Here is a 26,094-nt window from a genome sequence, read left to right on the forward strand (position 1 = left end):
CTTATCCCTCGCGCATCTTTTGCGAAACAATATTACGTGAGGCTGCATGTCATTCCTGATCCAACCCGCCCCCGTCGCCCGTCCAAACCGCTGCCAGCTGTTTGGCCCCGGATCCCGCCCTGCGATCTTTGAAAAGATGGCCGCGAGTGCCGCGGATGTCATTAATCTGGATCTTGAGGATTCGGTTGCCCCCACCGACAAGGACAGCGCGCGGGCCAACGTGATCGCCGCCATCGGCGACATTGATTGGGGAAACAAGACTCTGAGCGTCCGTATCAACGGGCTCGACACGCCCTGGTGGTATCGCGATGTGGTGGACCTGCTCGAACAAGCGTCAGAGCGGATTGATCAGATCATGATCCCCAAAGTCGGCTGCGCCGCCGACCTGTATGCTGTCGACGCGCTGGTGACGGCGGTCGAACGCGCCAAGGGACGGCAAAAAAAGCTGGCGTTCGAGGTCATCATCGAATCCGCAGCCGGGATCAGCCACGTGGAAGAGATCGCGGCAGCCACGCCCCGCCTTCAGGCGATGAGCCTTGGGGCCGCGGACTTTGCCGCCTCCATGGGGATGGCGACCACTGGCATCGGCGGCACCCAAGAGAATTATTATATGGCTCGTGAAGGCGCCAAGCACTGGTCCGATCCCTGGCACTGGGCGCAGGCCGCGATTGTCGCCGCCTGCCGTACCCACGGGGTGTTGCCGGTCGACGGGCCGTTCGGGGATTTTTCGGATGACGACGGGTTCCGCGCTCAGGCACTGCGCTCGGCGACGCTTGGCATGGTCGGGAAATGGGCGATCCACCCCAAACAAGTCACGCTGGCGAACGAGGTCTTTACCCCCTCCGAAGCCGCCGTCACCGAGGCGCGCGAGATCCTCGCCGCGATGGAGGAAGCCAAAGCGCGCGGCGAAGGTGCCACAGTCTACAAAGGTCGGTTGGTGGATATTGCGTCGATCAAGCAGGCCGAGGTGATTGTTCGTCAATCTGAAATGATCGCCGGTTAAGATATCCCAGACCAACCAACGAACAAGACCGGGGGGGCATCTGTCCCCCTGTCCAATCAAGAACTGCCCATATGGCCTTACTTAATGGCTCTTTACCGCGCGACTGCCCGCGTGACGGCGCCGCTTATCTGCCAAAACCTCGCGCTGGGGGCGCCACGGATAAGCGGTATCATTGCGCACCGGCCCCCAATAGAGCGTTCCACCCCAGCGCCAAGGATCCAGCACCAACCCCGACTCCATCCGCCCGCCGCGACGGCTGACAATAACTGTACTGTGTTCGATGCGAAACGCGGTACGGTAGTTGGCGATGGCCCGGTGCAGATCCAAAGTAACAAAGCCTTCTTGCGCCAGGCGTTTCTCCAGGTCCTCGGCCCAATGCCAGCACAGACCACGCGGACGCGCGCCGCGATTGACCTTGGCATTATGAACAATAGGCGAGTCGGTGATCTGGTATGAGATCGCCAGTTGCCGTGGATAGCTGACAGCAATACGGGCTGCGCGACGCGCCTCTTCGGGATCGACTTTGGGTCCCAACGCCGCGATTTCGTGCGCCAACTCAGCAATCTTGATCGCGTCTGTCGGTTCATCGGTAGGCACGCCGCCGCAGGAGATCAACACCACCAGCGCCAGAAACGCCGCCATTTTACAAAGCAGTCTCAACAGGTTCGCACGCAAATTAGCTATCATCGCACCAGCGTTACCGCAGTCCAGCACCCCTGTCGAGGGAAAGGCCGCATCAGGCCCGGTCATCCTTGGGTGAGCCCATCACCACATACGATGTGATCGCATTGACCTGCGGCAGGGTGCCCAGCACTTCGGTATGGAAATGCTTGTATGCTGCAAGATCTGCCGCTTCGATCCGCAACAGATATTCCACAGCCCCGGTGATATTGTGGCATTCGCGCACCTCGGGACTGCGGGCGATGGCGCGTTCGAATGCCTGTTGTGCCGCTTTGGTGTGCTGGCTCAGTCCGACGGTGACATAGGCGACAAAACCAACTCCGGTCTTGTCGCGACTGATGACAGCGCGGTAGCCGGTAATCACCCCGGCGCGCTCGAGCGCGGTCACCCGGCGCAGGCAGGCAGAGGGTGACAGGCCAATTGCCTCGGCCAGAGCAAGATTTGATATCCGACCTTCACCGCGCAAGACACGCAATATCGCATCGTCAGTGGGATCAATATCGGTCATTAAGTGCGAATCCTTTGGGTTTGCGCCGCAGCTTGCAACCTTTCACCCTGAATTACAGTGGATAATCCCGGCATGACACCAGAGATATTTGCCGCACTGACCACCTTTGCCCTCGTGACCGTGATCACGCCAGGGCCCAATAATCTGATGCTGATGACATCCGGGGCCAATTTTGGTTTGCGCCGCAGCCTGCCGCATATGTTCGGCATCGGCCTGGGATTTCCGGCAATGGTCCTGATGGTGGGAATGGGTGTCACACGGCTATTTGACCTTTGGCCCGCCAGCTACACCGTTCTCAAGATACTGTCCGTCGCCTACATGTTATATCTGGCATGGAAGATCGCCCACGCCGCCGCGCCAAAAGACGCGCAGGCTGGTGGGCGACCGCTAAGCTTTTTGCAGGCCGCCGCGTTCCAATGGGTGAACCCAAAGGCCTGGTCGATGGCGCTGTCGGCCATCACTCTGTATGCTGCCGGTCGGGACGTTTTTGCTGTGCTCTGGGTGGCGGGGGCCTATGTGATGTGTTCAATACTATCGACAACATCCTGGACATTGCTGGGCCAACAGATGCGCAGCATCTTGCACAATCCAGCACGGTTGCGGGTCTTTAACTGGGTGATGGCGGCGGTGCTGGTGGCGTCGCTTGTCCCTGTCTTGATGCAGTGACAGCCAAGGTTGTGCTACGTCCCACGCAGCCCTAATGTGGCGGACGCTTGTCGCAAGAACTGAGGCCCAATGACCCAGACGCCGTTTTACCCTGTCGGTCAGGTCAGGCCGCTGTTTTACCTGCATATTCCCAAGACATCCGGCTCGGCCCAGAACCGCCGTTTACAGGAATTTTACCACGGTGCGGCCTGCGTCGTGCATGCAGAAAGCTGGTTTGGCGCGATCCTCGCCGGACAAAAGCCGCCGATGGCCGCAGATTGCGTGACAGGGCATATCGCCTGGCGATCCTGGCAGGCATGCGGCGCCGATCAGAGCTATACTTCGATGACCGTCCTGCGCGATCCGTGGGCGCGACTGGTGTCGCATCTGAACTGGATGGACCGGTTCAACCAGGGCGTCGATCTACAGACATTGGAACGGTTGCCGACCCGCTATCGCGACGTGGTCACAATACTGGGCGAAACCGATTTTGCCGACCGTGCCGCATTGGAGCAGATGCGCGCGGCGTTGCAGCTTGGCGCCGGGGCATCGCTGTTTGACAATCTCCAGCTGCGGATGCTTGCCGCGACTATCACGCCAAACCGGGTGACGCTGGAAGACGCAGATCACGACGCCGCGCTTGAGACCCTGCGCGGCTTTGCCCTGATCGGCTTTGCCGAGGATCAGGCGGCGCTGACGGCGGCTTTGGCGGACTGGCTGGGACGCGAGGCACCAAAACCGCAACCAGAGGCGGTCAATCCGGCCCGATCCCACCGCCTGAACACCAACAACGACATTGCGCGGCAGGTTCTGGCGCCGTGGTTTCGGCGCGACACCGCATTGATCGCCGCCGCTCGAAACCTGCCCAACGCCGTGCGCCCAGCCCCGCGCGGTTGGCTGTCACGGCTCTTTCAGCGGCTCTAAACACGATAGGTTTCGCGACACAGCCAACGCCGGGGGAGTTGCAACTGCGGCCCTGCCGCGTCATATGGGCGCAAGAGACATGAGGACAAGAGCATGACCCATTACCTCGACTTTGAGAAACCTCTGGCGGAAATCGAAGGCAAGGCCGAAGAGTTGCGTGCCATGGCGCGTGCCAACGACGAAATGGACATCGAAGCCGAAGCAGCCGCGCTTGACCGCAAGGCGGCGGATCTGCTCAAGGATCTATACAAGAAACTGACGCCCTGGCGCAAATGCCAGGTGGCGCGGCACCCTGACCGGCCACATTGCCGCGACTACATCGACGCATTGTTCACCGAATTCACTCCGCTGGCTGGCGACCGTAAATTTTCCGATGACGATGCCGTCATGGGCGGGCTTGCCCGGTTTGATGACCGCCCGGTTGTGGTGCTGGGCCATGAGAAGGGCAACGATACCCAAAGCCGGATTCAGCGCAACTTTGGCATGGCGCGCCCCGAAGGTTACCGCAAAGCGGTGCGTCTGATGGAGATGGCCGACCGGTTCGACCTGCCGGTGATCACGCTGGTCGACACCCCCGGTGCATATCCCGGCAAAGGTGCCGAAGAACGCGGCCAATCCGAGGCGATTGCCCGCGCCACCGAGAAATGCCTGCAAATTGGTGTTCCACTGGTGTCGGTGATCATCGGCGAAGGCGGGTCAGGCGGGGCTGTGGCCTTTGCCACGGCGAACCGCGTCGCGATGCTGGAACATTCGGTCTATTCGGTGATCTCGCCCGAGGGCTGCGCCTCGATCCTGTGGAAAGACGCTGAAAAGATGCGCGAAGCTGCCGAGGCGTTGCGGATGACGGCGCAGGATCTGCACAAGCTGGGTGTCGCGGACCGGATCATTTCAGAACCGCTGGGCGGCGCGCACCGCGATCCGCAAGTGACAATTGCTGCGGTCAAGGCAACATTGCTGTCGATGCTGGACGAGCTGTCCGGCAGCAAACGCAAGGCACTGGTGCAGGATCGCCGCAACAAGTTCCTTTCGATGGGCAGCAAGGGGCTGGCTGCCTGAACGCGCCATTTGCAAGGGCCGTGATATCTGGGGTTTCTCAGCCTGGCTGTTCGCGCTTGGCTGGATTGCCTTGGGGCTAGGAACTGCCGCTTTTGGTGAAGGGGTCGTGTCCGATTGACGCGCGCCATGGCAAAGGTCAGCATTTGCCCCAAACACTCCGGGCAAAAACTACGGCGCCGTCGGCAGAAATGCTCGGTTCGGGCAACGAATCCCTAGAAAAGGCAAACCGGCGACGCAGTCAGAGCCGACCGGTCCTTTGGTCGGAATCGTGGTATGTTGATCGTCGTCTGGTCGGCCTTGTTTCCTCTGGAACCGACACCTGAAAATGTGACCCCTGTGCGGCTACGGCAACGCGGGCGCTGTATGTCAGCCCGCGGGCGTCAGTCCCCCGTCAGTTCGCGACACCCCGTTTCAAGCAGCGACAGCACATGCGGCACAAATGAACGCCAGATATCCATCCTGAACGATTGATCACCGTCGCGCCAGATCAGCACGGTTGCCCCGTCAAAGAGTGTCCGCCGCCCCTGCCCTGCGCCAATTGTGTCAATGTCTCGTGGACAGCCCAGGGTCAAAAGCTCAGCGGCCCGAGGGCCGTCGATCCGGATCGTCAATTCGCGGTCGCTGATCTCGGTCAGGCTGTGTGGCGTTGTGGTATAAACCACGGCAAAGACCTGCACCAACTTTGGGGCGGCAGATTCGGGGGCGAGGATCTGCCATTCATCCGGGCCAAGGCACAGCGCCTCGACATCCCCCACATTTGCGCGAACACCAATGCGAGCGGGCAACTCCGCCCCCAAAGCGCCCGACAGCGCAGGCACCGCCATCGCGCGTGCGCGCAGTGAAAACCGTGCCACAGGCGGCAGCAGCGTCAGCTTGGCCGCAGAAGTCTCTGCCAGCACGCCGGGAACCATGTCTTGGGTCTGAACGGTCATCACATTATCTCCGGGTCAAAGCTTAAGGCGGGCGTTGTCGGGATCGTAGAACACCGGTGCCGTAACGGTCGCGGTAATGGTCCTGTCAGGCATCGGGATATACACAGTCTCGCCCATCCGGGCCTGTCCACCCTCGATCACCGCCAACGCGATGGGCCGACCCGCCGCGTCGCTGTTGTACGCCGAGGTGACATGACCCACCATCTTCATCGGCAGGGGCTGATCGGCGTCAAGTACGATTTGCGCACCTTCTTCCAGCTTCGTCACGCTGTCGTCGGTCAGCAGACCAACGAGCTGCTTGCGGCCCTCGGCCACCAGATCCGGACGGGCCAGTGCACGTTTTCCGACAAAGTCCGGCTTGGCCTTGCCGACGGCCCAGCCCGCTCCAATATCATACGGCGTCAGGGTGCCATCGGTGTCCTGGCCGATGATGATGAATCCCTTTTCGGCCCGCAGCACGTGCATCGTTTCGGTCCCATAGGGGCAGATGTCGTATTGCGCGCCGTCGGCCATCAGCCGTTCCCACAACGCGCGACCATTGCGGGCAGGCACGTTAACCTCGAACCCCAGTTCGCCGGTGAAACTGACCCGGAACAACCGCGCCGGAAACCCGGCCACAGTGCATTCCGCAATCGACATATGCGGGAACGCGGCGTCGGACAGGTCCAGCCCCTCGACCAGCGGCGCCAGCAGATTGCGCGCATTCGGGCCGTTCAGCGCGATGGTCGCCCATTGCTCGGTTGTCGAGGTCAGCCAGACGTTCAGATCCGGCCATTCCGTCTGAAGGTAATCCTCCATCATGTTCAGCACACGTGCTGCGCCGCCGGTGGTGGTGGTGACGTGAAACCGGTCGTCCGACAAGCGCCCGATCACGCCATCGTCGCGGATAAACCCGTCATCGCCCAGCAACAGACCATAGCGGGTGCGGCCCGGTGCCAGCTTGGTCCAGGGGTTGGTGTACATTCGGTTCATGAATTCAACCGCGTCGGGGCCAACCACCTCGATCTTGCCCAGGGTCGACGCGTCAAAGATACCAAGGCTCTTGCGCGTCGCAATACACTCGCGGCTGACTGCCTGCTGCATGGTTTCACCCGATTTGGGGAAATACCACGCCCGACGCCACAGGCTGACCGGCTCGAACGCCGCGCCCTGATCTGCCGCCCATCCGTCGATGGCGGTCTTGCGCGTCAGTTCGAAATGGTCGCCTTTGTGATAACCCGCAAAGGCCCCAAACGTGGTCGGTGTATAGGGTGGGCGAAAGGTGGTCAGACCGACCTGCGGCTGCGGCTTGCCCAGCGCGTCGGCGGCGATATTCAGACCGTTGATGTTGGACATCTTGCCCTGATCGGTAGCCATCCCGTTGGTGGTATAGCGTTTGACATGCTCGATCGAGCGCATGCCCTCCTTGACCGCCAGACGCAGGTCCTTGGCGGTGACGTCGTTCTGGAAATCGACAAACGCCTTGGCGCGGCCGGGGTTCAGGTCGGTTGGCAGTTCGACATGGCTCACGCCTGTGCCGGGGCGGTCATCGGTGACGCCGTAACTGTGTGCGCTCGCTTTGCGCCCCGGTTTGCGCCCCAATTCGCGCACGGCATTGGCGCCCATTTCAGCGCCGTCGTTCAGCGCCGCCTCAATACCCCAAAGGCCACGGCCTGCGCCGGCAATCTGGCAGTCCTCGGCCTTGTGATCGGGCAGGAATGTCTGACGGTCCGCATCCCATTTCAGCGTGCCGCGCGTGTGGCTGAAGAGATGCAGCGACGGCGTCCAGCCGCCCGACATCAACAGGCAGTCGCAACGCAGAGTGTGCCCGCCGCCCGCCTTGCCACCTGTGACGCTGTTCACCCGCACGGATTTCACCCGCAGCCGTCCCTTGGTTCCGGTGACCGTATGGCCCGCCAAAACGGTGATACCGCGATTTTGCGCCTCAGCCAGAAGATCGGCGCGCGGCGCATCACGGGTGTCGACAATCGCTTCGATCCCCGTGCCAGCCTCTGCCAGATCAAACGCCGCGTACCAAGCGCTGTCGTGGCAGGTCACGATCACGGCCCGGTCACCCACCCGCACGCCGTAGCGGTTCAGATACGTCTGCGCCGATCCCGCCAGCATCACGCCGGGGCGGTCGTTGCCGTCAAATACCAGTGGCTTTTCCAGCGCGCCCTGGGCCAGTATCACCTGCCCGGCACGCACCCGCCACATGCGTTCGCGCGGAATGCTCGCATCCGGCGCCTTAAGATGGTCGGTCAGTTTCTGACAAAGGCCAACCATGTTCTGGTGGTAATAGCCGATGGCGGTAGTGCGGGTCATCACCGTGACGCCCAGTCCCTCAAGTCCCGTCAGTTCTGCCGCCAGCCAGTCCCACGCGCCTTGCCCGTCGATCTGCGCCTGCGGTTCAGACAGCAGCGTGCCCCCGACTTCGGCGTTTTCGTCCACCAGCGTCACGCGCAAGCCGGATTCAGCAGCCGTACGTGCCGCCGCCAGTCCCGCCGGACCGGCACCGATCACCAGCACATCTGTGTGCAGATAGCGCGAGGCGTAGTGGTCGGGATCCTCTTCGGTCGGGCTGACACCCAGACCGGCCGCCGCGCGAATAAAGGGCTCGTACACCTTGTCCCAAAAGGATTTCGGCCACATGAACGTCTTGTAGTAGAACCCCGCCGAAAACAGCATGTAGGCAAAGTCATTCACCGCGCCGACATCGAATTTCAGGCTGGGATAGGTGTTCTGGCTGTTGGTTTTCAGGCCGTTCCAAACCTCTTGCACGGTGGCGCGGGTGTTCGGTTCGAACTGGCCTTTGCCACGGCGGGTGCCGATCAGGGCGTTCGGCTCCTCGGACCCTGCCGACACTGCGCCGCGCGGGCGGTGATATTTGAACGACCGGCCCATAAGGTGCTGACCATTCGCCAGCAGTGCCGACGCCACGGTATCCCCGCGCCGTCCCTCGATCCATTTGCCGTCAAAGGTGAATTTGACTGGCAGGCCGTGATCCACACGACCCCGCCCGGGCACGCGATACTTGCTCATTTGTCGCCTCCGGTCAGGGTTGAGAGGTCAGGGCGTGGCGCCCCCGCCTTGTACGTGGTCAAAAAGCGGTCCGATACAGTGTCCCGCACCGCGTTAAAGAACCGCCCGCAGCCATGAATATGCCGCCAGCGTTCATAATGCGGCCCTTTGACGTTTGAGCGCATGAACAGGAAATCGCGCCACTGATCGTCGGTCTGATCCGACGGATTTACCGGGCGCGCGATATGCGCTTCGCCGGCATAGGCGAATTCAAGTTCGGGAAGGGTTTCTTCGCAATAGGGGCAATGAACCAAAAGCATCGCAGGTCTCCTTAATGCGCGACGGCGGCGGCGGCCGCTTCGTCGATCAGACGGCCGGTGCGGAACCGGTCAAGCGTGAACGGCGCGTTGATGGGGTGCGGTTCGTCCTTGGCAACGGTCCAGGCCAGCACATGCGCGGCCCCTGGTGTCGCCTTGAACCCACCCGTGCCCCAACCACAGTTGACGTACAGCCCCTGCACTGGCGTCTTGCCCAGAATGGCCGATCGGTCGGGCGTTACGTCTACGATGCCGCCCCATTTGCGCAGCATCCGCATGCGATTGAACATCGGGAACACCTCGCAAATTGCAGCGACGGTGTGTTCGATCAGCGGCAGGCCGCCGCGCTGGGAATAACTGGTGTACTGGTCCGTGCCGGAACCGATCACCAACTCACCCTTGTCGGACTGGCTGATATAGGCGTGCACGGTGTTGGACATCACAACACAGGGCATGATCGGCTTAACCGGCTCGGAAACAAGCGCTTGCAATGGATAGCTTTCCAGTGGCATCCGCACCCCTGCAGTTTCCATCACAACACTGGTGTGCCCCGCCGCCGACACAGCGACCTTTTTGGCCCCGATAAAACCGCGCGCCGTCTCGACCCCGATCACGGCGCCATCCGGGCCGCGCCGGATCGCCGTCACCGGGCAGTTCTGAATGATGTCGACGCCGCGCGCCGCTGCGCCACGGGCATAGCCCCACGCCACCGCATCATGTCGCGCGGTGCCGGCGCGCATCTGCAAGGCAGCCCCCACAACCGGATACCGCGCGTCGGGCGAAATATTGAGCGGCGGGCAGAACGCCTTGGCCTCTTGCGCGCTCAGCCATTTGTTGTCGACGCCGTTCAGGCGATTGGAATGGATGTGACGCTGGAACGACTGAATATCATGCTGGTTGTGCGCCAGCATCATCACGCCGCGACGTGAAAACATAACGTTGTAGTTCAGCTCCTGGCTCAACCCCTCCCACAGATCCAGCGCATGGTCATAAAGCCGCGCACTTTCGTCGTAGAGGTAGTTCGAGCGGATGATCGTGGTGTTGCGCCCAGTGTTGCCACCGCCCAGCCAGCCCTTGTCGATCACCGCGACATTGGTGATGCCGTGCTCCTTGGCCAGATAATACGCCGCACCCAACCCGTGCCCGCCAGCACCGACGATGATGACGTCATATTCCTTCTTCGGCTGACTGTCGGGCCATTGCTCGGTCCAGTCCTTGTTGCCGGTGACGGCATTCTTGAGCAGCGAAAAAGCAGAGAATCGGGTCATGGGTCGGGCCCCCGTCAGGCTAAGGATCGTCAGTCTGTAGCAGACCAACCGGATGTGCGACTGGACCATTGCGTCACATTCGCTGTAATATTGCGTCATGAACATGCCGCACCCCACGACCACCCCGCAGGGCCGCCGCCTGAACGTAGGGTTTCTGCTGGCCGACAATTTCACCTTGTCGGCCTTTGCCAATTTTGTCGATGTCCTGCGTCTGGCGGCGGACGAGGCCGACCGATCGCGCCCGATCCACTGCAACTGGTCGGTATTGTCAGCGGATATGAACCCTGTGCGCTCCAGCTGCGGGGTCAAGGTGCAGCCCGACACGCGGCTGCGGCAGGCGGGGCAATATGATTATCTTGTCGTCGTGGGGGGGCTGATCAGCGACGCCAGCGCGCTGTCACCGGAATTGCTGGCGTTTCTCGTGGACAGGGCTGTGGCGGGTGTACCCCTGGTCGGGCTGTGCACCGGGGTTTTCCTTCTGAATCAGGCCGGGCTGCTGGATGGGTACCGCTGCTGCGTCAGTTGGTTCCACCATCAGGATTTTCTGGAACGCTTTGCCGGGATCACGCCGGTGTCAGATCAGATTTTTGTCGTGGATCGTGACCGGCTGACGTGTTCCGGTGGGCAAAGCGCCGCGCATCTGGCCGCCTATCTGGTCGAACGGCATGTCGGCCAGTCGGCGGCGACCAAGAGCCTGAGCATCATGATCATTGATCAGGCAATGGCGGGCGAGAAACCGCAACCCGGAATGCCATCAACACTTTTTGCCCGCGATCCGCTGGTCAAAAAGGCTTTGTTGCGAATGCAGCAAACCATTGAAACTCCTGAAGCGATTGATGATCTGGCTCGGGCGCTGAATGTGGGGCGGCGCAAGCTGGAACGGCATTTCCGCGACGATCTGGGCACAACGCCCGCGCGTGCCGGGCTGCGGCAGCGGCTCGACCATGCGCAGCGGCTGTTGCGGACCACGGGCCAAAGCGTCACGAGTATTGCCCATGCGGCGGGGTTTTGCGACGCCTCGCACCTGATCCGGTCATTCCGCGCCGAACTGGGCGTCACCCCGGCCACCTTTCGCGACCATCAAGCCAGCACCACACCACCCTGATCCTTAAGCGTTTTCAACACGATCTCTGATCGCACCTGAACCACTTGCGGGTGCGGCAACAGCTTTTGATGGATAAAATCGGCAAAAGCGTCGAGGTCACGTACCCGAATGTCGAGCACATAATCCGCATCTCCTGACACCGAAAAGGCCGCGCAGATCTGTGGTTGTGTTTCGACGAACCGGGCAAAGGCATCCTCTTTTTCCTGCCCATGACTCTTGAGGTTGACCCGCGTGATCGCACGCATCCCAAAGCCCAGTTTGGCCGCACTCAGACGGGCGCTGTAGCCGTCAATCACCCCGGCCTGCTCTAACGCCGCACGCCGCCGCGACACCTGTGATGCGGACAGGTTCACGATGTCGGACAGGGCGGCATTGGTCATCGCACCGTCCTTTTGCAAGGCAACAAGAATTGCGTGATCGAACGGGTCAATGCGCATCGCACGCACCTTTCTGTGATTTTATGCGTATCATACGCGAATATCTGATCAGAACCTGCGCAGATCACGCACATCATGCATGGGAACTCTGCGATTGTTAAGCCTGAAACAGGAATCAGAGGACGACCCCCATGGGACCCTTCCCGCATGATGCACCCAAGGCTACGATCAGCGACGCCAATCCGGCAGGCACCGACGGGTTTGAGTTCGTTGAATTCGCCCATCCCGAGCCGGAAAAGCTCGACCTCATCTTCCGCCAAATGGGCTATGTTCCCGTCGCGCGTCATAAGACCAAGAGCATCACGCTCTACCGACAGGGGGATATAACCTATGTCCTGAACGCCGAACCGGACACCCATGCTGCCAGCTTTGTCACCGACAAGGGCCCCTGCGCGCCCGGCATGGCGTGGCGCGTCGTGGATGCGCAGCACGCGCTGAAACGCGCTGTCGATCTGGGGGCCACGGAATACACCGGCACGGGCAAGGCGCTGGATGTGCCTGCTGTGATCGGCATCGGCGGGTCACTACTCTATTTCGTCGACACCTATGGGGCGGGCGGCAGTTGCTATGAGGCAGAGTACAACTGGCTGGGCGACCGCGACCCCAAGCCCGAGGGGTTCGGGTTCTACTACCTAGATCACCTGACGCACAACGTGATCCGCGGCAACATGGACACTTGGTACAGCTTTTACGCCAAAACCTTTTATTTCCGTGAAATCCGGTTCTTTGACATCAAAGGCAAGCAAACCGGCCTGACCAGTCGCGCGCTCACCTCGCCCGATGGCAAGATCCGTATCCCGATCAACGAAAGCGCCGACGCCAACAGCCAGATCGAGGAATATCTGAGGGAATACAAAGGAGAAGGCATTCAGCACATCGCCGTCGCTTCCGAGGATATCTATGCCAGCACCGACCGGATCGCCGATGCCGGGATGGCATTCATGCCAGGCCCGCCGAGTACTTATTACGAGATGAGCCATAGGCGCGTCACCGGACACACTGAACCACTGGATCGGATGCAGAAGCGCGGCATCCTGATTGATGGAGAAGGTGTGGTGGGCGGTGGCGAAACCCGGATCCTGTTGCAGATCTTTTCAAAAACCGTGATCGGCCCGATCTTTTTCGAGTTCATTCAGCGCAAGGGCGATGACGGTTTTGGCGAAGGCAACTTCAAGGCGCTCTTTGAGTCGATCGAAGAGGATCAGATCCGGCGTGGTGTCCTGAGCGACGTCACCTCCGAATGACCACAAAACCCGGGGCGGTTCGCCGTTCCGGGGATTGAATTTCGGGAACGCAGCATGGCCTGGACCGACTTTTCTTCTGCGCCGCCTGTGGGCACCGTCATCTGCCGCAGCGACGATCTGAACGGCGTCATCACGCTGATGGTGACAAGCGATGCGGGCAACCTGCCGCTGCTAGTCCTGCGCACCTCCGGCGGTATCCGTGCCTACGTGAATGCCTGCCCGCATCAATATCTGCCGCTGGACTATCGCGGCCCGCAGATCCTGTCGGCTGACGGGACACAGCTGATGTGTACAGCCCATGGCGCGCGGTTTGACGCCAAGACTGGACAGGTGCACGAAGGGGCGGATTGCGGGCTCGACCGAGTTCCGGTGATCGAACGCGGTGGTCAGTTGATTGTCGGGCCATAAATGGCGCCGTGTCTGCGGCGTTGACCCGCGACATCGAATCTATTATTCGAACTTTGGAACGTTCCATATTCTAACGGAACGCAGGTCACGCAAAGACTGGAACGCCGCAATGGACCCAAAAATCCCGCAAAACATCCTTGATGCGCTGACGGATGTCGAGATGCCCCGCCTGCCCCCGGAACGGAACCTCACCGAAACGGTGTCCGTCGGCGGCCTCACGATCCCGGTTTACCGCAGCGGCTGCGTCGTTGTCGGCAGCGGCGCGGCGGGTCTGCGGGCGGCTGTCGAATTGAAACGCCGGGGCGGTGATGTTGCCATTGTCAGCCAGAGCGCCTGGGGCGGCACCTCGGCGTGTTCAGGATCCGACAAGCAGACGTTGCACACCGCCAATACGGCCGATCAGGGTGACAATTACCGCGCCATGGCCCGCGCCCTGCGTGCCGGCGGCGCGATGGACGAAGATACCGCCTATATCGAGGCGGTGGGTTCGGGCCGATCCATGGCGTCGCTCCAGTTTCTTGGATTGTCACTGCCGCAGGACAGGCTGGGCGGCACGCTGCGCTACAAGACCGACCATGACGAAGTGGGGCGCGCGACAAGCTGCGGACCGCGGACCTCCCGACTGATGGTCAAGGTACTGGCGCAAGAGGCGCTGCGCCTGGACATCCCGTTTTTCAACAAGATGACAGTGGTTCGGCTTTTGACCGACGGCGCGGATGGCGACCGCAGGGCGCGCGGCCTGATCGCGATCCGCCCCAAGGACCGGACCACGGACAATCCCCACGGCCTTGTCCTTGTCCAATGTGCTTCGATTGTTCTGGCCGCTGGCGGTCCGGGGGAACTGTACCGCGATAGCGTCTTTCCCAACGGCTGCTTTGGATCGCTCGGGCTGGCGTTAGAGGCCGGGGTAGAACTGGTCAACCTGACTGAAAACCAGTTCGGTATCGGGACGCGGCGCGAGGGGTTTCCGTGGAACCTGTCGGGCACCTATGTGCAGACCATCCCCTATATCTATTCGGTCGATGCCAACGGGACCGAACATAACTTTCTGGCCAGCTACTACCGCACGACACAAGAACTGGCATCGAATGTGTTCCGCAAGGGCTACCAATGGCCATTCCACGCCACCCGGATGCTGGATTTCCAATCGAGCCTCGTCGACCTGGCAATTTACCGCGAAGGTGAAGCAGGTCGCCGCGTCTATATGGATTTCAACCGCAACCCCCTGCCGGTGCCGGGAGATTTGGCGTTCAGCCTCGACCGGCTGGACGATGATGTTCGCGATTATCTACGATCTGCGGGTGCAGATCACGAGTTGCCGATTGACCGACTGCGGCACATGAACCCGCTCGCGATTGAACTCTACCGTCGGTACAAAGTGGATATCGCAACCGAACCGCTGGAATTTGCCGTCAACCACCAGCACATGAACGGCGGGATTGCGGTGGATATCTGGGGCCGCAGCAACGTGCCCGGCATTTACGCGATTGGCGAGGCTGCTGGCACCCATGGCGTAACGCGTCCCGGTGGGTCTGCGCTGAACGCGGGTCAAGTGTTCGGAACACGTGTGGCCGAGGCTATCAGCGCCAGCGGCGTCGCCAGCGTTGCGCCCGCCTCTGGATCTGAGGATGTCGCCGAGCGCGCCGTGACCGCCATCCATGCCGTGTTGCAACCGGACAGCCCGCTGGCGATCAAACCTCTGCGTGACGTCGTGCAGTCCAGGATGAGCGACAAGGCCGGTATTCTCTGCCGTCCCAAAGACGTCGCGCAGGCGCACGGCGACGCAACCGCACTGAATGCCAAGATCCGCGCCAATGGCATCGCCTTGGGGCGCGCGAGCGAAGCCACGCGCGCCTTGCAATGGCAGCAGATGGCGCTGGCGTCCGAGGCGGTGCTGGGGGCGTTGGACGTCTATGTCCAAAACGGCGGCGGTAGTCGTGGCGCACGGGCCATTTGCGATCCTGGCGGCGGCTCGCTGCCACAGGCAGTAGGCGGGCCGCTGGAAGAGTACCGTTTTCGTACGGAACGACCCGAACATCAGTCAGAACAGATCGTCGTCCGGCTGGAGCGCGGTTCGCTGACCTATGCCATCCGCCAAAACCGGGCGCTGGACGCAACAGCCAGAACGTTCTTTGAACGCGACTGGCCGGATTGGCTGACCGGGCAGATTTACGAGACGGTCGGGACCGAAACCCGGCTACGCTGAACAGCGCGCCGAATTGGCAAGCGATGTTCAGGACAGAGCCGCGCCAGCCCGCGTTACACCGGCCTGGCCGCGCTCGACTGGCGAATCGACAGGCTGACGGCGGTGCGGGTTTCGGGTGGCGGCGTCTTGCCCTCTTCGAGCCAGGCCAGCAGCGTCTCTGCCGCCCGCGCCCCGAATCCCGCGATATCGCAATGGACCGAGGACAACGCCGGATAGGCATCCGCCGCTTCTTCGATATCGTCGAAACCGACGATGCGAAAATCGGCGCCCACCTGACGCCCGATTTCGTGAAACCCCGACACCATTCCCAGCGCGACAAGATCGTTAAAGCAGACCGCAGCGTCGACCTCGGGGTGTTCGGTGCTCAGCCTGCGGGCCGCATCACGGCCAAAGTCACGGCTGGCCCGTCCGCTCAGCACCAGCGGCTGTTGCCCGGCGTGGCGCATAATTTCGAAATACCCCGCCATACGTTCCTGCGACACCGCCCGACCATCGAGTCCACCAACAAAGGCAATGCGGCGCGCGCCTGCGTCCACCAGATGCCTTGTCGCCTCGCGGCTGCCCGACAGGTAGTCAGGGGCCGCAAACGGAAACAGGTCAAGCCGGTCATCGACGCGCCGCAGCATCTGCATCGCCGGGATGCCAGCCCGCGCGATGGCGTCAAAAGTCGCGCTGTCGTCGCCGTAAACCGGACACAGGATAAAGGCGGACACGCCATGTTCGATCATCGCCGCGACAACCTGATCCTGATGCGTCGGCGATTCATCGGTGTTGGCGACAACCGCGCAATACCCGCGCATCGACAGCGCCATCTGTAGCGACGTGGCAAATTCAGTAAAGAACGGGTTGCGCAGATCGTTGATGACCAGCCCGATCAGCCCAGCATTCGACATCCGCATATTCGCGGCGGCCCGATTGTAAATATAGCCAATTTCGGCAATCGCGGCCTGCACCCGTTCGCGGGTTTCCTTGCGCACCAGCGGGCTTTTCTGCAGAACAAGGCTGACCGTGGATTTTGACACCCCCGCCTTGTTGGCCACATCAATGATTGTCGGTCGGCGTTCCACGGTCATGTCCATATCCTACACCAACAGCGTCCAGAGTTGTCCGGTTCTCAGCTCGCCGGTTCGCTCACGGGAAGATCAAAGCATAATATGCCGTCTTTGCCACCCTCGGCATGGGCGCTCAGACGCGCGCCAAGCCGCTGATGGTCCGGGTTCTGCTGATAGGCTTCCAGCGCGTCCCAACTGGCGAAATCGGCGACAAAGCCGTGCATATAGCCGCGCTCCATCTTTTCGGGGCTTTCGCTGCGTCCCGAGGTGATCGACAGCAGGCCGGGGATCTTGCCCTCGATCTCGTGCAGTTCGCGCCAAAGGTCGGAAACCTGCGCCGCGTCGACATCAGGGCGAAAGCGGATCAATACGATGTGACGGATCATGTCAGCATTCCTTTATCTGTTATCGGTACGGATCATGTCCGCCGCCTTTTCGCCGATCATCATGGCGACGGCGTTGGTGTTGGAAGAAATCACGTTCGGCATGATGGAATTGTCGACCACGCGCAGCCCCTCGATGCCGTTGAGCCGCAGGCGGATGTCGACAACCGCCTCTGGGTCTGGCCCCATGCGACAGGTGCCCGCGCAATGATGCGAGGTTTTGGAATGTTCGCAGATAAAGTCGAAATACGCGTCGTCCGTCTTCACGTCCGGCCCCGGCAGCTGCTCACGACGGATAAACGGCTTGAGCGCGTCCTGCGACAGGATGTCCTGAGTGAGCTTCAGGCCACGGATCGACAGTTCGCGATCCCGCGGGTCAGACAGGTAATTGGGGTCGATCAGCGGGGCATCCGCCGGGTCGTCGCTCTGCAATCGGACGGTTCCGCGCGAACGTGGGCGCAGGTAGCAGGAATTCAGCGTCACGCCGCCATTAGGCATCGCCGCCACCCCCTTTTCAATGCCGGTACCGAGGCCAAGATGGAATTGAATATCAGGGGAGCGCGCAGTTTCATCCGCGTACCAGAAACCGCCGGTTTCAAACAGGCTGGACGCCACCGGACCGCGTTTGGTCAGCAGGTATTGCAGTCCCGCATAGGCGGACCACAGCGGCTTGGCAAACCGGTCATAGGTGTGCGGGCCCGAAACTTCGCATATACAGTAGAGATCGAGGTGATCCTGAAGGTTTGCCCCCACCCCGGGCTGATCCTGCACCACCGGGATGCCCAGCGCCGTCAGGTGATCCGCCGGGCCGATGCCCGACAGTTGCAGCAGGCGGGGCGATCCGATGGCACCCGACGACAACAGCACTTCGCTATCCGCGAAGATCTGTTCCCCATCCGTCATCTCGACACCGGTGGCGCGGCCCCGACTGACCATGATCCGGCGCACCTGGGCACTGGTTCTGACGGTCAGGTTGCGGCGCGCCCGGTGCGGTGTGACAAAGGCCATCGCCGCCGAAGACCGCCGTGCGTCACGCTGGGTCAACTGATAATAGCAGGCCCCGTCTTGCCGCGCCCCGTTAACATCACTGTTGCGCGGGATGCCCACCGCTGCGGCGGCATCAAAATAAGCCTCGCAGATCGGCAACGGAGCACGCGGCTGCGACACCCCCAGCGGGCCACGCCTGCCATGATAGCGGTCGCCAAAGGTATCGTTATATTCAGACTTGCGGAAATAGGGCAGCACGTCCTCGTAGCCCCAGCCTTCACAGCCCTTTTGCCGCCACTCATCATAGTCGAGCGGGTTGCCGCGCGTGTAAACCTGCGCGTTGATCGCCGAGCCGCCGCCGATCACTTTGGCCTGCGTGTAGTTGAACACGCGGTTCTTCATGTGTTTTTGTGGCACCGACGACCAGCCCCAGCTGCCCATCCCTTTGGTCATCTTCGCAAAGCCTGCGGGCAGATGATAGAACGGGTTCCAGTCCCGCCCCCCGGCCTCGAGCAAAAGAACCCGGGTTTCTGGATTTTCGGACAGGCGCCCGGCGAGGACACACCCCGCACTTCCGCCCCCGATGATGATGAAATCGTATCCGCTGCTCATTAAATTTTCCTGTTACTTGTCCAGGCGCTGACGGGCATATCGCGCCTGCGTCAACCCCCGATTTCGCGTGATATGGTGTGGGCCGTGCGCAGCGCCAATGCCGCCACCGTCAGCGCCGGGTTCACAGCCGCAGACGTCGGCAGCACCCCCGCGTCCGCGACAAATAGATTGGGATGGTCCCAGGACCGACAGTCAGGGTCGACGACCGACTGCGCCGCGTCGGTGCCCATCCGCAGCGTACCGCATTGATGCGATGGCACCCGCCCGTCAAAAAGCCGCGACAATGTGACCGGAAAGCCCGCCGCGCGCATCGTCGCCCTGGTCCTTTTCACCAGTTTGCGGTGCGCGTCCATGTTCGACCGTCGCCACATCAGTTGCACCTGCCCGCCATTCAGCACGACCCGGCTTTGCGGATCGGGCAAATCTTCGGAAATCATATAAAGATCGACGGCGTGACCAGAGATGTAGCGCGCTGCAGCCATTGGCAACCTCGGTGCCTGAATTTTCAAGATGTCCGGCGTCAGCCGTCCCAGCAATTGCACATTGCCCAGAGGCGCACCGCCCTGCCCGTCAGACAGATACCAGTCGTTGATTCCAAAGGTCTTTTGATAGATCGAATCATTGCGAAATCGCGGATCAATCGCGATCAGCGCGCTCGCGTTGTGGTTCATGAAACAGCGCCCGACCTGATCGGCACTGTTCGCCACGCCTGACCGCAGCAGCAGCGCCGCTGACTGCACCGCGCCGGCACAGACCGCGACCATGCCGGGGTGCAGGCGGACCTCTGCCCCGGCCTGCTGATAGACGACCTCGGTGATGCGTCGGTTGTCGGGCCCGGTGCGCAGCTCGGTGACTTGGGCGTCCGTGATCAGCGTCACGTTGTCATGGCGCAGTGCCTCGGCCAAACCGCAGGTTTCGGCGTCCATCTTGCCGCAGCGGGTGTCGGGATAGCCGTCCCAACCATCCGCGCCGCCCGCCAGCCAGCGGTCAATATCCATACCCAGCGGAAGGGTGAAGGGCGTCACGCCTGTTGCCGCAATCCGTGCGCGCACCTGCGCAATAGCGGCTTCCTCGGGGATTGGCGGATGCGGATATGGCCCGCTATGCGCAGGCTCTGTCCCGTCCGAGGACACATCGCCGCGCACCTGATACAGCTGTTCGGCCTTGTCGTACCACGGCGCGATGTCTTCGTAGCCAAAGGGCCAGGCGGGGGACAGACCGCCCGCGTGCTCCATCTCGGCGAAATCCTCGGCCCGGTAGCGGATCAGGACTGCGCCGTAGAGTTTGGAATTGCCGCCGACATTGTAGTAATTGCCCGGCTCAAACGGCCTTCCGCCAGCATCGAGCCAGGTCTCTTTCGACCGAAAGGCCGAATTGGTGTAGATCCGCCAAGGATCGCGCGCCGGCGCGTCGTCAGGGATCTGCCGCCCCCGTTCAAGGATGACAATCCGCGCGCCAGATGGTGCGAGACCGGCGGCAAGCGTCGCGCCCCCCATGCCGCTGCCAACTATGACGATATCCGGCGACGTGGTCATGGTTCAGGCCAGCCTCTGCTCGCTCTTGGGATCAAAGGCCACGGCCTTATCCATGTTGATGGCGAAGGGAAAGCGCTCGCCTGCCTTAACCTGCACATCGGCCCGGAAACGCCCGGTCACGTCCTTGCCGCCCATGTTGCTGACCACAAATGTGTCGGACCCGGCGGGTTCAGTCAGCTCGACCATCGCCTCGACCACATGCACTGCGTTGGAATTGCGGTCGGCGCCGTCACGATCGGTGATCGCCTCGGGTCGGATGCCAAGGATGATGTCGCGCCCCTCCTGCCCGGCCAGCCGTTCCGCCGGGAACGGGAGCGTCGCGCTGGAGCCATCGGCCAGCGCGAACTCGGCCGCCGGTGCGCCGTCTTTCGACACCACCCGCGCCGGGAAAAGGTTCATCGACGGTGACCCCATAAAACCCGCGACGAACATGTTCGCCGGGTTGTCATAGATCTCTTTCGGGGTGCCCAACTGCTGCACATGACCGCCGAACATCACCGCGATCCGGGTCGACAGCGTCAACGCCTCGATCTGGTCATGGGTGACGTAAACGATGGTGGTGCCCAGCTTTTGGTGCAGTTTCTTGATCTCGGTGCGCATATCAACGCGCAGCTTGGCATCAAGGTTTGACAGCGGTTCATCGAACAGGAACACGTCCGGGTCACGGGTCAGCGCCCGGCCCATGGCGACACGCTGACGCTGCCCACCCGACAACTGACCCGGCTTGCGATCCAGCAGCGGACTGATCTGCAACAGGTCCGCGACCTTGGCGATCTTTTCCTCGCGCTCGGGTTTGGGGACGTTGTGCATCTCCATCCCGAACGAGATGTTCCCGCGCACCGTCATGTTGGGGTAAAGCGCGTAGGACTGGAACACCATCGCGATGTTGCGATCCGCCGGTTTGACTCCAATCATGCTGCGCCCCTTGATCGCGATGTCGCCGGTTGTGATCTCTTCCAGCCCCGCGATCATGTTCAGCAGCGTGGACTTGCCACAGCCCGACGGGCCGACGAGGACAAGGAACTCACCCTCTTCGATCGAGATGTCGGTTTCGTGCAGAACCTTGACCGCGCCATAGGACTTGGTCGCCTGTTTGATGTCGAGAAATCCCATGGGTTTATCCTTTCACGGAGCCGGCCATCAGACCGCGGACGAAATAACGCCCCGCGACGATGTAAACGAGCAGGGTTGGCAGCGCGGCCATGATCGCACCGGCAAAATGGACATTGTATTCTTTGACGCCCGTCGATGACTGGACGAGGTTATTGAGCGCAACAGTCATCGGCTGGCTGTCAAAATCCGAGAATGAGGCCCCAAACAGGAAGTCATTCCAGATGTTGGTGAACAGCCAGATCACGCAGACCACGGCGATGGGGCCGGAACTGGGCAACAGGATGCGCCAAAAGATAGTAAAGAACCCCGCTCCGTCGATCTGCGCCGCCCGCACCAGTTCGGTCGGGAACGCCGCATAATAGTTGCGGAAATAGAGCGTGGCAAAACCGATGCCGTAAACCATGTGGACAAAGACCAGACCGGACACGCTGCCTGCCAGTCCCATCAGACCCAGCATCCGCGCCATCGGGATCAGCACCATCTGGAACGGAATAAAGCAACCGAACAGCAGCAGCCCAAAGATCAGCGTTGCGCCGCGAAACGGCCATTTCGTCAGGACATAGCCGTTCAGCGCGCCCAGTATCGTCGTGATGGCCACGGCGGGCACCACCATGATGAGCGAGTTGATGAAATAAGGCTTGAGGCCCGTCGCCTCGACCCCGACCTGCGCAGTCGACCAGGCGCTGCCCCATGGGGCCAGCGTCCACTGATCCGGCAGCGACATCATCCCGCCCGACGTGATCTCGGACAGGGGTTTCAGCGAATTGACCACCATCACATAAAGCGGCAGCAGGTAATAGACGCAGAACAGGCCAAGGATGACATAGAGCAGGACGCGGGACAGACGAATGCCGGTGCCGCCTGTCGCGGTGTGTGTTGCGGGACCATTCATCACTTCTTCTCCCGAAGTTCGGACCACAGGTACGGCACGATAATCGCGGCAATGGTCATCAGCATGATCACCGCCGACGACGCACCGATCCCCATCTGGTTGCGTGTGAAGGTATAGGAATACATGAAGGTCGCCGGCACTTCGGTCGCCGTTCCCGGCCCGCCATTGGTCAGCGCGATCACAAGGTCATAAGATTTGATCGCCATATGGGCGAGCACAACAAAGGCCGACATAAAGGCCGGGCGCAGTTGCGGAATGACGATCCGGCGATACAGCGCAAACGTTGATGCGCCGTCGATCTGCGCTGCCTTCAGCATTTCACCATCAATGCCGCGCAGCCCGGCCAGAAACATCGCCATGACAAAGCCACTGGTCTGCCAGACCGCCGCGATGACGATGGTGTAGATCGCAAAGTCACTGTCCTTGATCCAGCCGAACTTGAAACTGTCCCAGCCCCAGCTGTGCATCACCGATTCCAGGCCGATGCCGGGGTCGAGGAACCATTTCCATGCCACGCCAGTCACGATAAAGCTCAGCGCCATCGGATATAGATAGATCGTGCGGATAAACCCTTCGGCACGGATCTTCTGATCAAGCAGGATCGCGAGAAGCAGGCCCAGCACCGAACAGATCGCGATGTAAAGCACACCAAAGATCATCAGGTTGTTGACCGCCGTATCCCAGGCCCGGATGCGGAACAGGTTTTCGTAATTCTTCCAGCCGACCAGATTGAACGACGGCAGAATGCGGCTGTCAGTAAAGCTGAGGTAAAAAGTGAACAGGATGAACCCGTAGACAAAGATCGCCACCAGCACGATCGAGGGGCTCAGCACCAGTAGGGGCAAGGCATTTCTTAGCCGGTCGACGAAACCGGTCTGGCCTGCCGTCTGTGTATCGGACATTTCGGGATCTCCTGGGCGGGGGGTAGGAAGCGGCGGTTCCGCCGCTTCCCGAGTGGTCGATCACATGTTGATCTGGACCGCAGTCACCAGTTCCTGCACAGCGGTTTCGCTGTCGAATTCACCGTTGAAATGGGCGGTGATGACGTCATACATCGCGTTTTTCACAGCTGCCGGGTTGGCGTGACCATGCGCGAAAGAGCCGAAGAGGTTGTTACTCTTGTCGGCGGCCTTGAACTCTTCGTAGCCCTGCTGACCGCAGGCATCGAGTTCGCTGGCATCCAGATCGGTCCGTGCGGGAACCGAGCCCTTGACCTTGTTAAAGGCAATCTGGAACGCCGGGCTCATGATCGCCTCGGCCAGCGCTTTTTGCTCTGTGCTGACTTCGTCACCCTGCTTGAACATGGCAAACTGGTCTGAGTTGAACAGAACCTGATCCTGCGTGCCGGGGAAACGGTAGCAAAGGAAATCCTCGCCCGGGGTCTGCCCGGCATTGAGGAATTCGCCTTTGGCCCAGTCGCCCATCAGCTGGAACGCCGCTTCGTCGTTGATCACCATCGCCGTGGCGAGGTTCCAGTCACGACCCGAGAAGTTGTCGTCGACAAAGCTGCGCAGCGTCGCCATGCGATCGAACGCCTCTTTCATCGTGTCCGAACCCAGCGCTTCTTCATCAAGGTCGATGAACGCTTTCTGATAGAACTCGGGACCACCAGTCGTCAGGGCCACAGCGTCAAAGATGGTGGCGTCCTGCCATGCCTGACCGCCATGGGCGAGTGCGACGTATCCGGCATCCTTGGCCGCCTGAAGCGCTGCGACGAATTCGTCCCAGTTGGTCGGCTGAGCGATGCCCAGTTCGTCCATGATCGACTTGTCTGCCCAAACCCAGTTGGTCGAGTGCACGTTGACCGGAGCGGCAACCCATTTACCCTCGTAGGTCGAGAATTTCTGCAGCGCCGACGGCACCACTTCGTTCCAGCCATTGGCCTCAGCCAGCGCATTCAGGTTGGCCAGCGCGCCTTCCTTGGCCCAGTCGGTGATGTCAAAGCCAAGCATCTGCACGGCCGTCGGCGGGTTGCCCGAGGTGACGCGCGCGCGCAGCACCGTCATTGCCTGCGTACCGCCGCCACCGGCCACCGGCATGTCCTGCCAGCCAATACCCTGACCGCCGAGATCGTCCTTGAGCACGTTGAGTGCGGCAGCTTCGCCACCCGCAGTCCACCAATGCAGGACTTCGACATCCTCGGCCTGTGCCAGGTTTGCAGTGCACAGTGCGGCCACGGCCGTCATCGTTGCTGTAAATTTACGCATGAGGTTCCTCCCTATAAGCGCAGTATCGTTTTTTGTCGGCGATTAGATCGCCTTGGTCTCTATCCATGGCGTACGGCTACGTCCGATCCGCATTGTCACGGTCTTTGTCTCGAGAAATTCCTCGAGTCCGTAGCGGCCAAGTTCCCTCCCCTGTCCGCTTTCCTTGACGCCGCCAAACGGCATTTCCGCAAATCCGTCCATCCAGGTGTTGGTCCAGACCGTTCCGGCCTGCGCACGACGCGCAAATTCCAGACAGGTATGAATGTTTTCGCTCCAGACCCCGGCAGACAGACCATAGGCCGCATCGTTGGTCAGGGCCACGGCATCGTCAAGGTTCTTAAAGGTCAAAACCACCAAAACCGGGCCAAAAACTTCGTCTCTGGCGATTGGCATGTTTGCGGTAACATCTGAAATCACGGTTGGCTGGTAAAATTCGCCGCTCAGGCCGGGAATCGCAATCGCCGCACCACCCAACCGGACCTGCGCACCGGCCTTTGCCGCAGCCTGAACATAGGCGTCGATCTTGGCCTGATGTTGCGGCGAAATGATCGCGCCGACCTTGGTCGCGGGGTTCAGCGGATCGCCAAACGGCACTTCACGCGAGAGGGCCACAATGCGGGCGATCACCTCTTCTGCGATATCTTCGTGCACGATGATGCGACTGCCGGAATTGCAGCATTCACCGGCGTTGAAATAGATGCCAAAGACGATGGCGTCTATGGCGCTGTCCAGATCGGCATCGGGGAAAATCACCTGCGGGTTCTTGCCACCCAACTCAAGCGACACTTTTTTGAGCGTATCACCCGCCGCCTTGACGATGGCCTTGCCCACGCCGGTAGATCCCGTGAACGTCACCATATCGACGCGCGGATCGGTCGTCATGGCAGTGCCGACCGGGTCGCCATAGCCAAGCACAATATTGGCGACGCCAAACGGCAGGCCTGCCTCGATCAGCAATTCACCCAGAATAACAGTCGTTGCAGGGGTCATCTCGGACGGTTTGATCACGACCGTGCAACCAGCGGCGAGGGCAAAAGGCAGTTTCTGGCTGACGATCAGGAACGGGAAATTCCACGGCGTGATGATAGACACAACGCCAATCGGCTCTTTCAGCACCACACCCAGCATGTCCGGGCCCAGCGAATTATGGCTTTCCCCATGCATGGTGCGTGCCAGAGATGCTGCAAAGCGCCACAGATCGGCGGCCCCCTCAATCTCGGCCATGGCCTGACTGATGGGCTTGCCGGATTCCAGTGTCTCGGCGGTGGCGATCCGCACACGTTCGCGGTCGATCAGATCCGCCACACGCAGCAACAGCGTTGCGCGATCTTTGCCGGACGAAAACGCCCAGTCACCCTGATCAAAGGCAGCGCGGGCGGCGGTGATGGCTGCATCGGTATCAGCGGCCCCGCCCTTGGCGGCGATGGTCACGCAGGTTCCATGCGCGGGCGAGCATCGTTCGAACGTCGCGCCGTCGGCGCTGTCGAGCCACTGACCGCCAATCAGATGGCGGGCACGAAACGGTTCAGACGGCAACGCGTCAGACGCATATTTGCTCAGGATCGTCAGGTCGGTCATC

24 protein-coding genes are annotated in these 26,094 nt (G+C 61.1%); 8 read left to right on the forward strand and 16 right to left on the reverse strand.

Annotated features, from left to right (window positions below):
• Positions 1 to 46: 46 nt before the first annotated feature.
• Entirely contained in the window at positions 47 to 1,003 is a 957-nt protein-coding gene (locus IMCC21224_RS16135; RefSeq protein WP_047996212.1) for an L-malyl-CoA/beta-methylmalyl-CoA lyase, read from the forward strand.
• Between the two features lie 81 nt (positions 1,004 to 1,084).
• On the opposite strand, the gene IMCC21224_RS16140 is transcribed toward IMCC21224_RS16135, so the two are convergent.
• A complete protein-coding gene (locus IMCC21224_RS16140) occupies positions 1,085 to 1,663 on the reverse strand; it encodes a hypothetical protein (protein WP_231582106.1) in 579 nt (192 codons plus the stop codon).
• A 76-nt stretch (positions 1,664 to 1,739) separates the two neighbouring features.
• Positions 1,740 to 2,192, reverse strand: coding sequence for an Lrp/AsnC family transcriptional regulator (locus IMCC21224_RS16145; RefSeq protein WP_047996213.1), 453 nt, complete (start codon positions 2,190 to 2,192; stop codon positions 1,740 to 1,742).
• A gap of 72 nt (positions 2,193 to 2,264) precedes the next feature.
• On the opposite strand from IMCC21224_RS16145, the gene IMCC21224_RS16150 reads away from it, so the two are divergent.
• The 3 genes from IMCC21224_RS16150 to IMCC21224_RS16160 all read left to right on the forward strand — a co-directional run bounded on the left by IMCC21224_RS16150 (position 2,265) and on the right by IMCC21224_RS16160 (position 4,817).
• On the forward strand, positions 2,265 to 2,858 hold the full coding sequence (locus IMCC21224_RS16150) for a LysE family translocator (RefSeq protein WP_047996214.1): 594 nt from the start codon (positions 2,265 to 2,267) through the stop codon (positions 2,856 to 2,858).
• Between the two features lie 69 nt (positions 2,859 to 2,927).
• On the forward strand, positions 2,928 to 3,761 hold the full coding sequence (locus tag IMCC21224_RS16155) for a sulfotransferase family 2 domain-containing protein (RefSeq protein WP_047996215.1): 834 nt from the start codon (positions 2,928 to 2,930) through the stop codon (positions 3,759 to 3,761).
• A gap of 93 nt (positions 3,762 to 3,854) precedes the next feature.
• Positions 3,855 to 4,817, forward strand: a complete 963-nt coding sequence (locus tag IMCC21224_RS16160) for an acetyl-CoA carboxylase carboxyltransferase subunit alpha (RefSeq protein ID WP_047996216.1) — start codon at positions 3,855 to 3,857, stop codon at positions 4,815 to 4,817.
• 380 nt (positions 4,818 to 5,197) lie between these two features.
• Here IMCC21224_RS16160 and IMCC21224_RS16165 read toward each other — a convergent pair whose 3' ends face one another.
• The 4 genes from IMCC21224_RS16165 to IMCC21224_RS16180 are packed head-to-tail and all read right to left on the reverse strand — an operon-like array spanning position 5,198 to position 10,334.
• Positions 5,198 to 5,749, reverse strand: coding sequence for a sarcosine oxidase subunit gamma (locus IMCC21224_RS16165; RefSeq protein ID WP_047996217.1), 552 nt, complete (start codon positions 5,747 to 5,749; stop codon positions 5,198 to 5,200).
• Positions 5,750 to 5,764: 15 nt separating this feature from the next.
• Complete coding sequence (locus IMCC21224_RS16170; RefSeq protein ID WP_047996218.1) at positions 5,765 to 8,770, reverse strand: sarcosine oxidase subunit alpha; 3,006 nt, start codon at positions 8,768 to 8,770, stop codon at positions 5,765 to 5,767.
• Positions 8,767 to 9,069 carry a sarcosine oxidase subunit delta gene (locus IMCC21224_RS16175; RefSeq protein WP_047996219.1) on the reverse strand — a complete coding sequence of 101 codons (303 nt, stop codon included), beginning with the start codon at positions 9,067 to 9,069 and terminating at the stop codon, positions 8,767 to 8,769. The genes IMCC21224_RS16170 and IMCC21224_RS16175 overlap by 4 nt, the downstream gene beginning before the upstream one ends.
• 11 nt (positions 9,070 to 9,080) lie before the next feature.
• Positions 9,081 to 10,334, reverse strand: a complete 1,254-nt coding sequence (locus tag IMCC21224_RS16180; protein WP_047996220.1) for a sarcosine oxidase subunit beta family protein — start codon at positions 10,332 to 10,334, stop codon at positions 9,081 to 9,083.
• A 103-nt stretch (positions 10,335 to 10,437) separates the two neighbouring features.
• Between IMCC21224_RS16180 and IMCC21224_RS16185 the strand changes: the two genes are divergently transcribed.
• Positions 10,438 to 11,439, forward strand: coding sequence for a GlxA family transcriptional regulator (locus tag IMCC21224_RS16185; protein WP_156178308.1), 1,002 nt, complete (start codon positions 10,438 to 10,440; stop codon positions 11,437 to 11,439).
• On the opposite strand, the gene IMCC21224_RS16190 is transcribed toward IMCC21224_RS16185, so the two are convergent.
• Positions 11,415 to 11,876 (reverse strand): Lrp/AsnC family transcriptional regulator, encoded by a 462-nt coding sequence (locus IMCC21224_RS16190; protein ID WP_047996222.1) that lies wholly within the window; start codon positions 11,874 to 11,876, stop codon positions 11,415 to 11,417. The two genes, IMCC21224_RS16185 and IMCC21224_RS16190, sit on opposite strands and share 25 nt — an antisense overlap.
• A gap of 131 nt (positions 11,877 to 12,007) precedes the next feature.
• On the opposite strand from IMCC21224_RS16190, the gene hppD reads away from it, so the two are divergent.
• The 3 genes from hppD (at position 12,008) to IMCC21224_RS16205 (ending at position 15,734) form a co-directional block, all read left to right on the forward strand.
• Positions 12,008 to 13,120 carry a 4-hydroxyphenylpyruvate dioxygenase gene (gene hppD / locus IMCC21224_RS16195; protein ID WP_047996223.1) on the forward strand — a complete coding sequence of 371 codons (1,113 nt, stop codon included), beginning with the start codon at positions 12,008 to 12,010 and terminating at the stop codon, positions 13,118 to 13,120.
• Positions 13,121 to 13,174: 54 nt separating this feature from the next.
• A complete protein-coding gene (locus IMCC21224_RS16200; protein ID WP_047996224.1) occupies positions 13,175 to 13,528 on the forward strand; it encodes a Rieske 2Fe-2S domain-containing protein in 354 nt (117 codons plus the stop codon).
• A gap of 109 nt (positions 13,529 to 13,637) precedes the next feature.
• On the forward strand, positions 13,638 to 15,734 hold the full coding sequence (locus tag IMCC21224_RS16205; RefSeq protein ID WP_047996225.1) for an FAD-binding protein: 2,097 nt from the start codon (positions 13,638 to 13,640) through the stop codon (positions 15,732 to 15,734).
• 53 nt (positions 15,735 to 15,787) lie between these two features.
• Here IMCC21224_RS16205 and IMCC21224_RS16210 read toward each other — a convergent pair whose 3' ends face one another.
• Genes IMCC21224_RS16210 through IMCC21224_RS16250 form a run of 9 tightly spaced genes read right to left on the reverse strand, consistent with a single transcriptional unit; the run spans position 15,788 to position 26,093 of the window.
• Positions 15,788 to 16,807 carry a LacI family DNA-binding transcriptional regulator gene (locus IMCC21224_RS16210; protein ID WP_047997202.1) on the reverse strand — a complete coding sequence of 340 codons (1,020 nt, stop codon included), beginning with the start codon at positions 16,805 to 16,807 and terminating at the stop codon, positions 15,788 to 15,790.
• A 41-nt stretch (positions 16,808 to 16,848) separates the two neighbouring features.
• Positions 16,849 to 17,172 carry a Dabb family protein gene (locus IMCC21224_RS16215; RefSeq protein ID WP_047996226.1) on the reverse strand — a complete coding sequence of 108 codons (324 nt, stop codon included), beginning with the start codon at positions 17,170 to 17,172 and terminating at the stop codon, positions 16,849 to 16,851.
• Positions 17,173 to 17,184: 12 nt separating this feature from the next.
• Complete coding sequence (locus tag IMCC21224_RS16220; RefSeq protein ID WP_047996227.1) at positions 17,185 to 18,768, reverse strand: GMC family oxidoreductase; 1,584 nt, start codon at positions 18,766 to 18,768, stop codon at positions 17,185 to 17,187.
• A 50-nt stretch (positions 18,769 to 18,818) separates the two neighbouring features.
• Positions 18,819 to 20,303 (reverse strand): GMC family oxidoreductase, encoded by a 1,485-nt coding sequence (locus IMCC21224_RS16225; RefSeq protein ID WP_047996228.1) that lies wholly within the window; start codon positions 20,301 to 20,303, stop codon positions 18,819 to 18,821.
• 3 nt (positions 20,304 to 20,306) lie between these two features.
• Positions 20,307 to 21,416 (reverse strand): ABC transporter ATP-binding protein, encoded by a 1,110-nt coding sequence (locus tag IMCC21224_RS16230; RefSeq protein ID WP_047996229.1) that lies wholly within the window; start codon positions 21,414 to 21,416, stop codon positions 20,307 to 20,309.
• A gap of 4 nt (positions 21,417 to 21,420) precedes the next feature.
• On the reverse strand, positions 21,421 to 22,308 hold the full coding sequence (locus IMCC21224_RS16235; RefSeq protein WP_047996230.1) for a carbohydrate ABC transporter permease: 888 nt from the start codon (positions 22,306 to 22,308) through the stop codon (positions 21,421 to 21,423).
• Positions 22,308 to 23,210, reverse strand: a complete 903-nt coding sequence (locus IMCC21224_RS16240) for a carbohydrate ABC transporter permease (protein ID WP_047996231.1) — start codon at positions 23,208 to 23,210, stop codon at positions 22,308 to 22,310. Before IMCC21224_RS16240 ends, IMCC21224_RS16235 begins: the two co-directional genes overlap by 1 nt.
• 60 nt (positions 23,211 to 23,270) lie before the next feature.
• Positions 23,271 to 24,515, reverse strand: coding sequence for an ABC transporter substrate-binding protein (locus IMCC21224_RS16245; RefSeq protein ID WP_047996232.1), 1,245 nt, complete (start codon positions 24,513 to 24,515; stop codon positions 23,271 to 23,273).
• Positions 24,516 to 24,557: 42 nt separating this feature from the next.
• On the reverse strand, positions 24,558 to 26,093 hold the full coding sequence (locus IMCC21224_RS16250) for an aldehyde dehydrogenase family protein (RefSeq protein WP_082135240.1): 1,536 nt from the start codon (positions 26,091 to 26,093) through the stop codon (positions 24,558 to 24,560).
• Between the last annotated feature and the right edge of the window lies 1 nt (position 26,094).

The sequence above is a fragment of the Puniceibacterium sp. IMCC21224 genome (assembly GCF_001038505.1).
GTDB lineage: Bacteria > Pseudomonadota > Alphaproteobacteria > Rhodobacterales > Rhodobacteraceae > Puniceibacterium.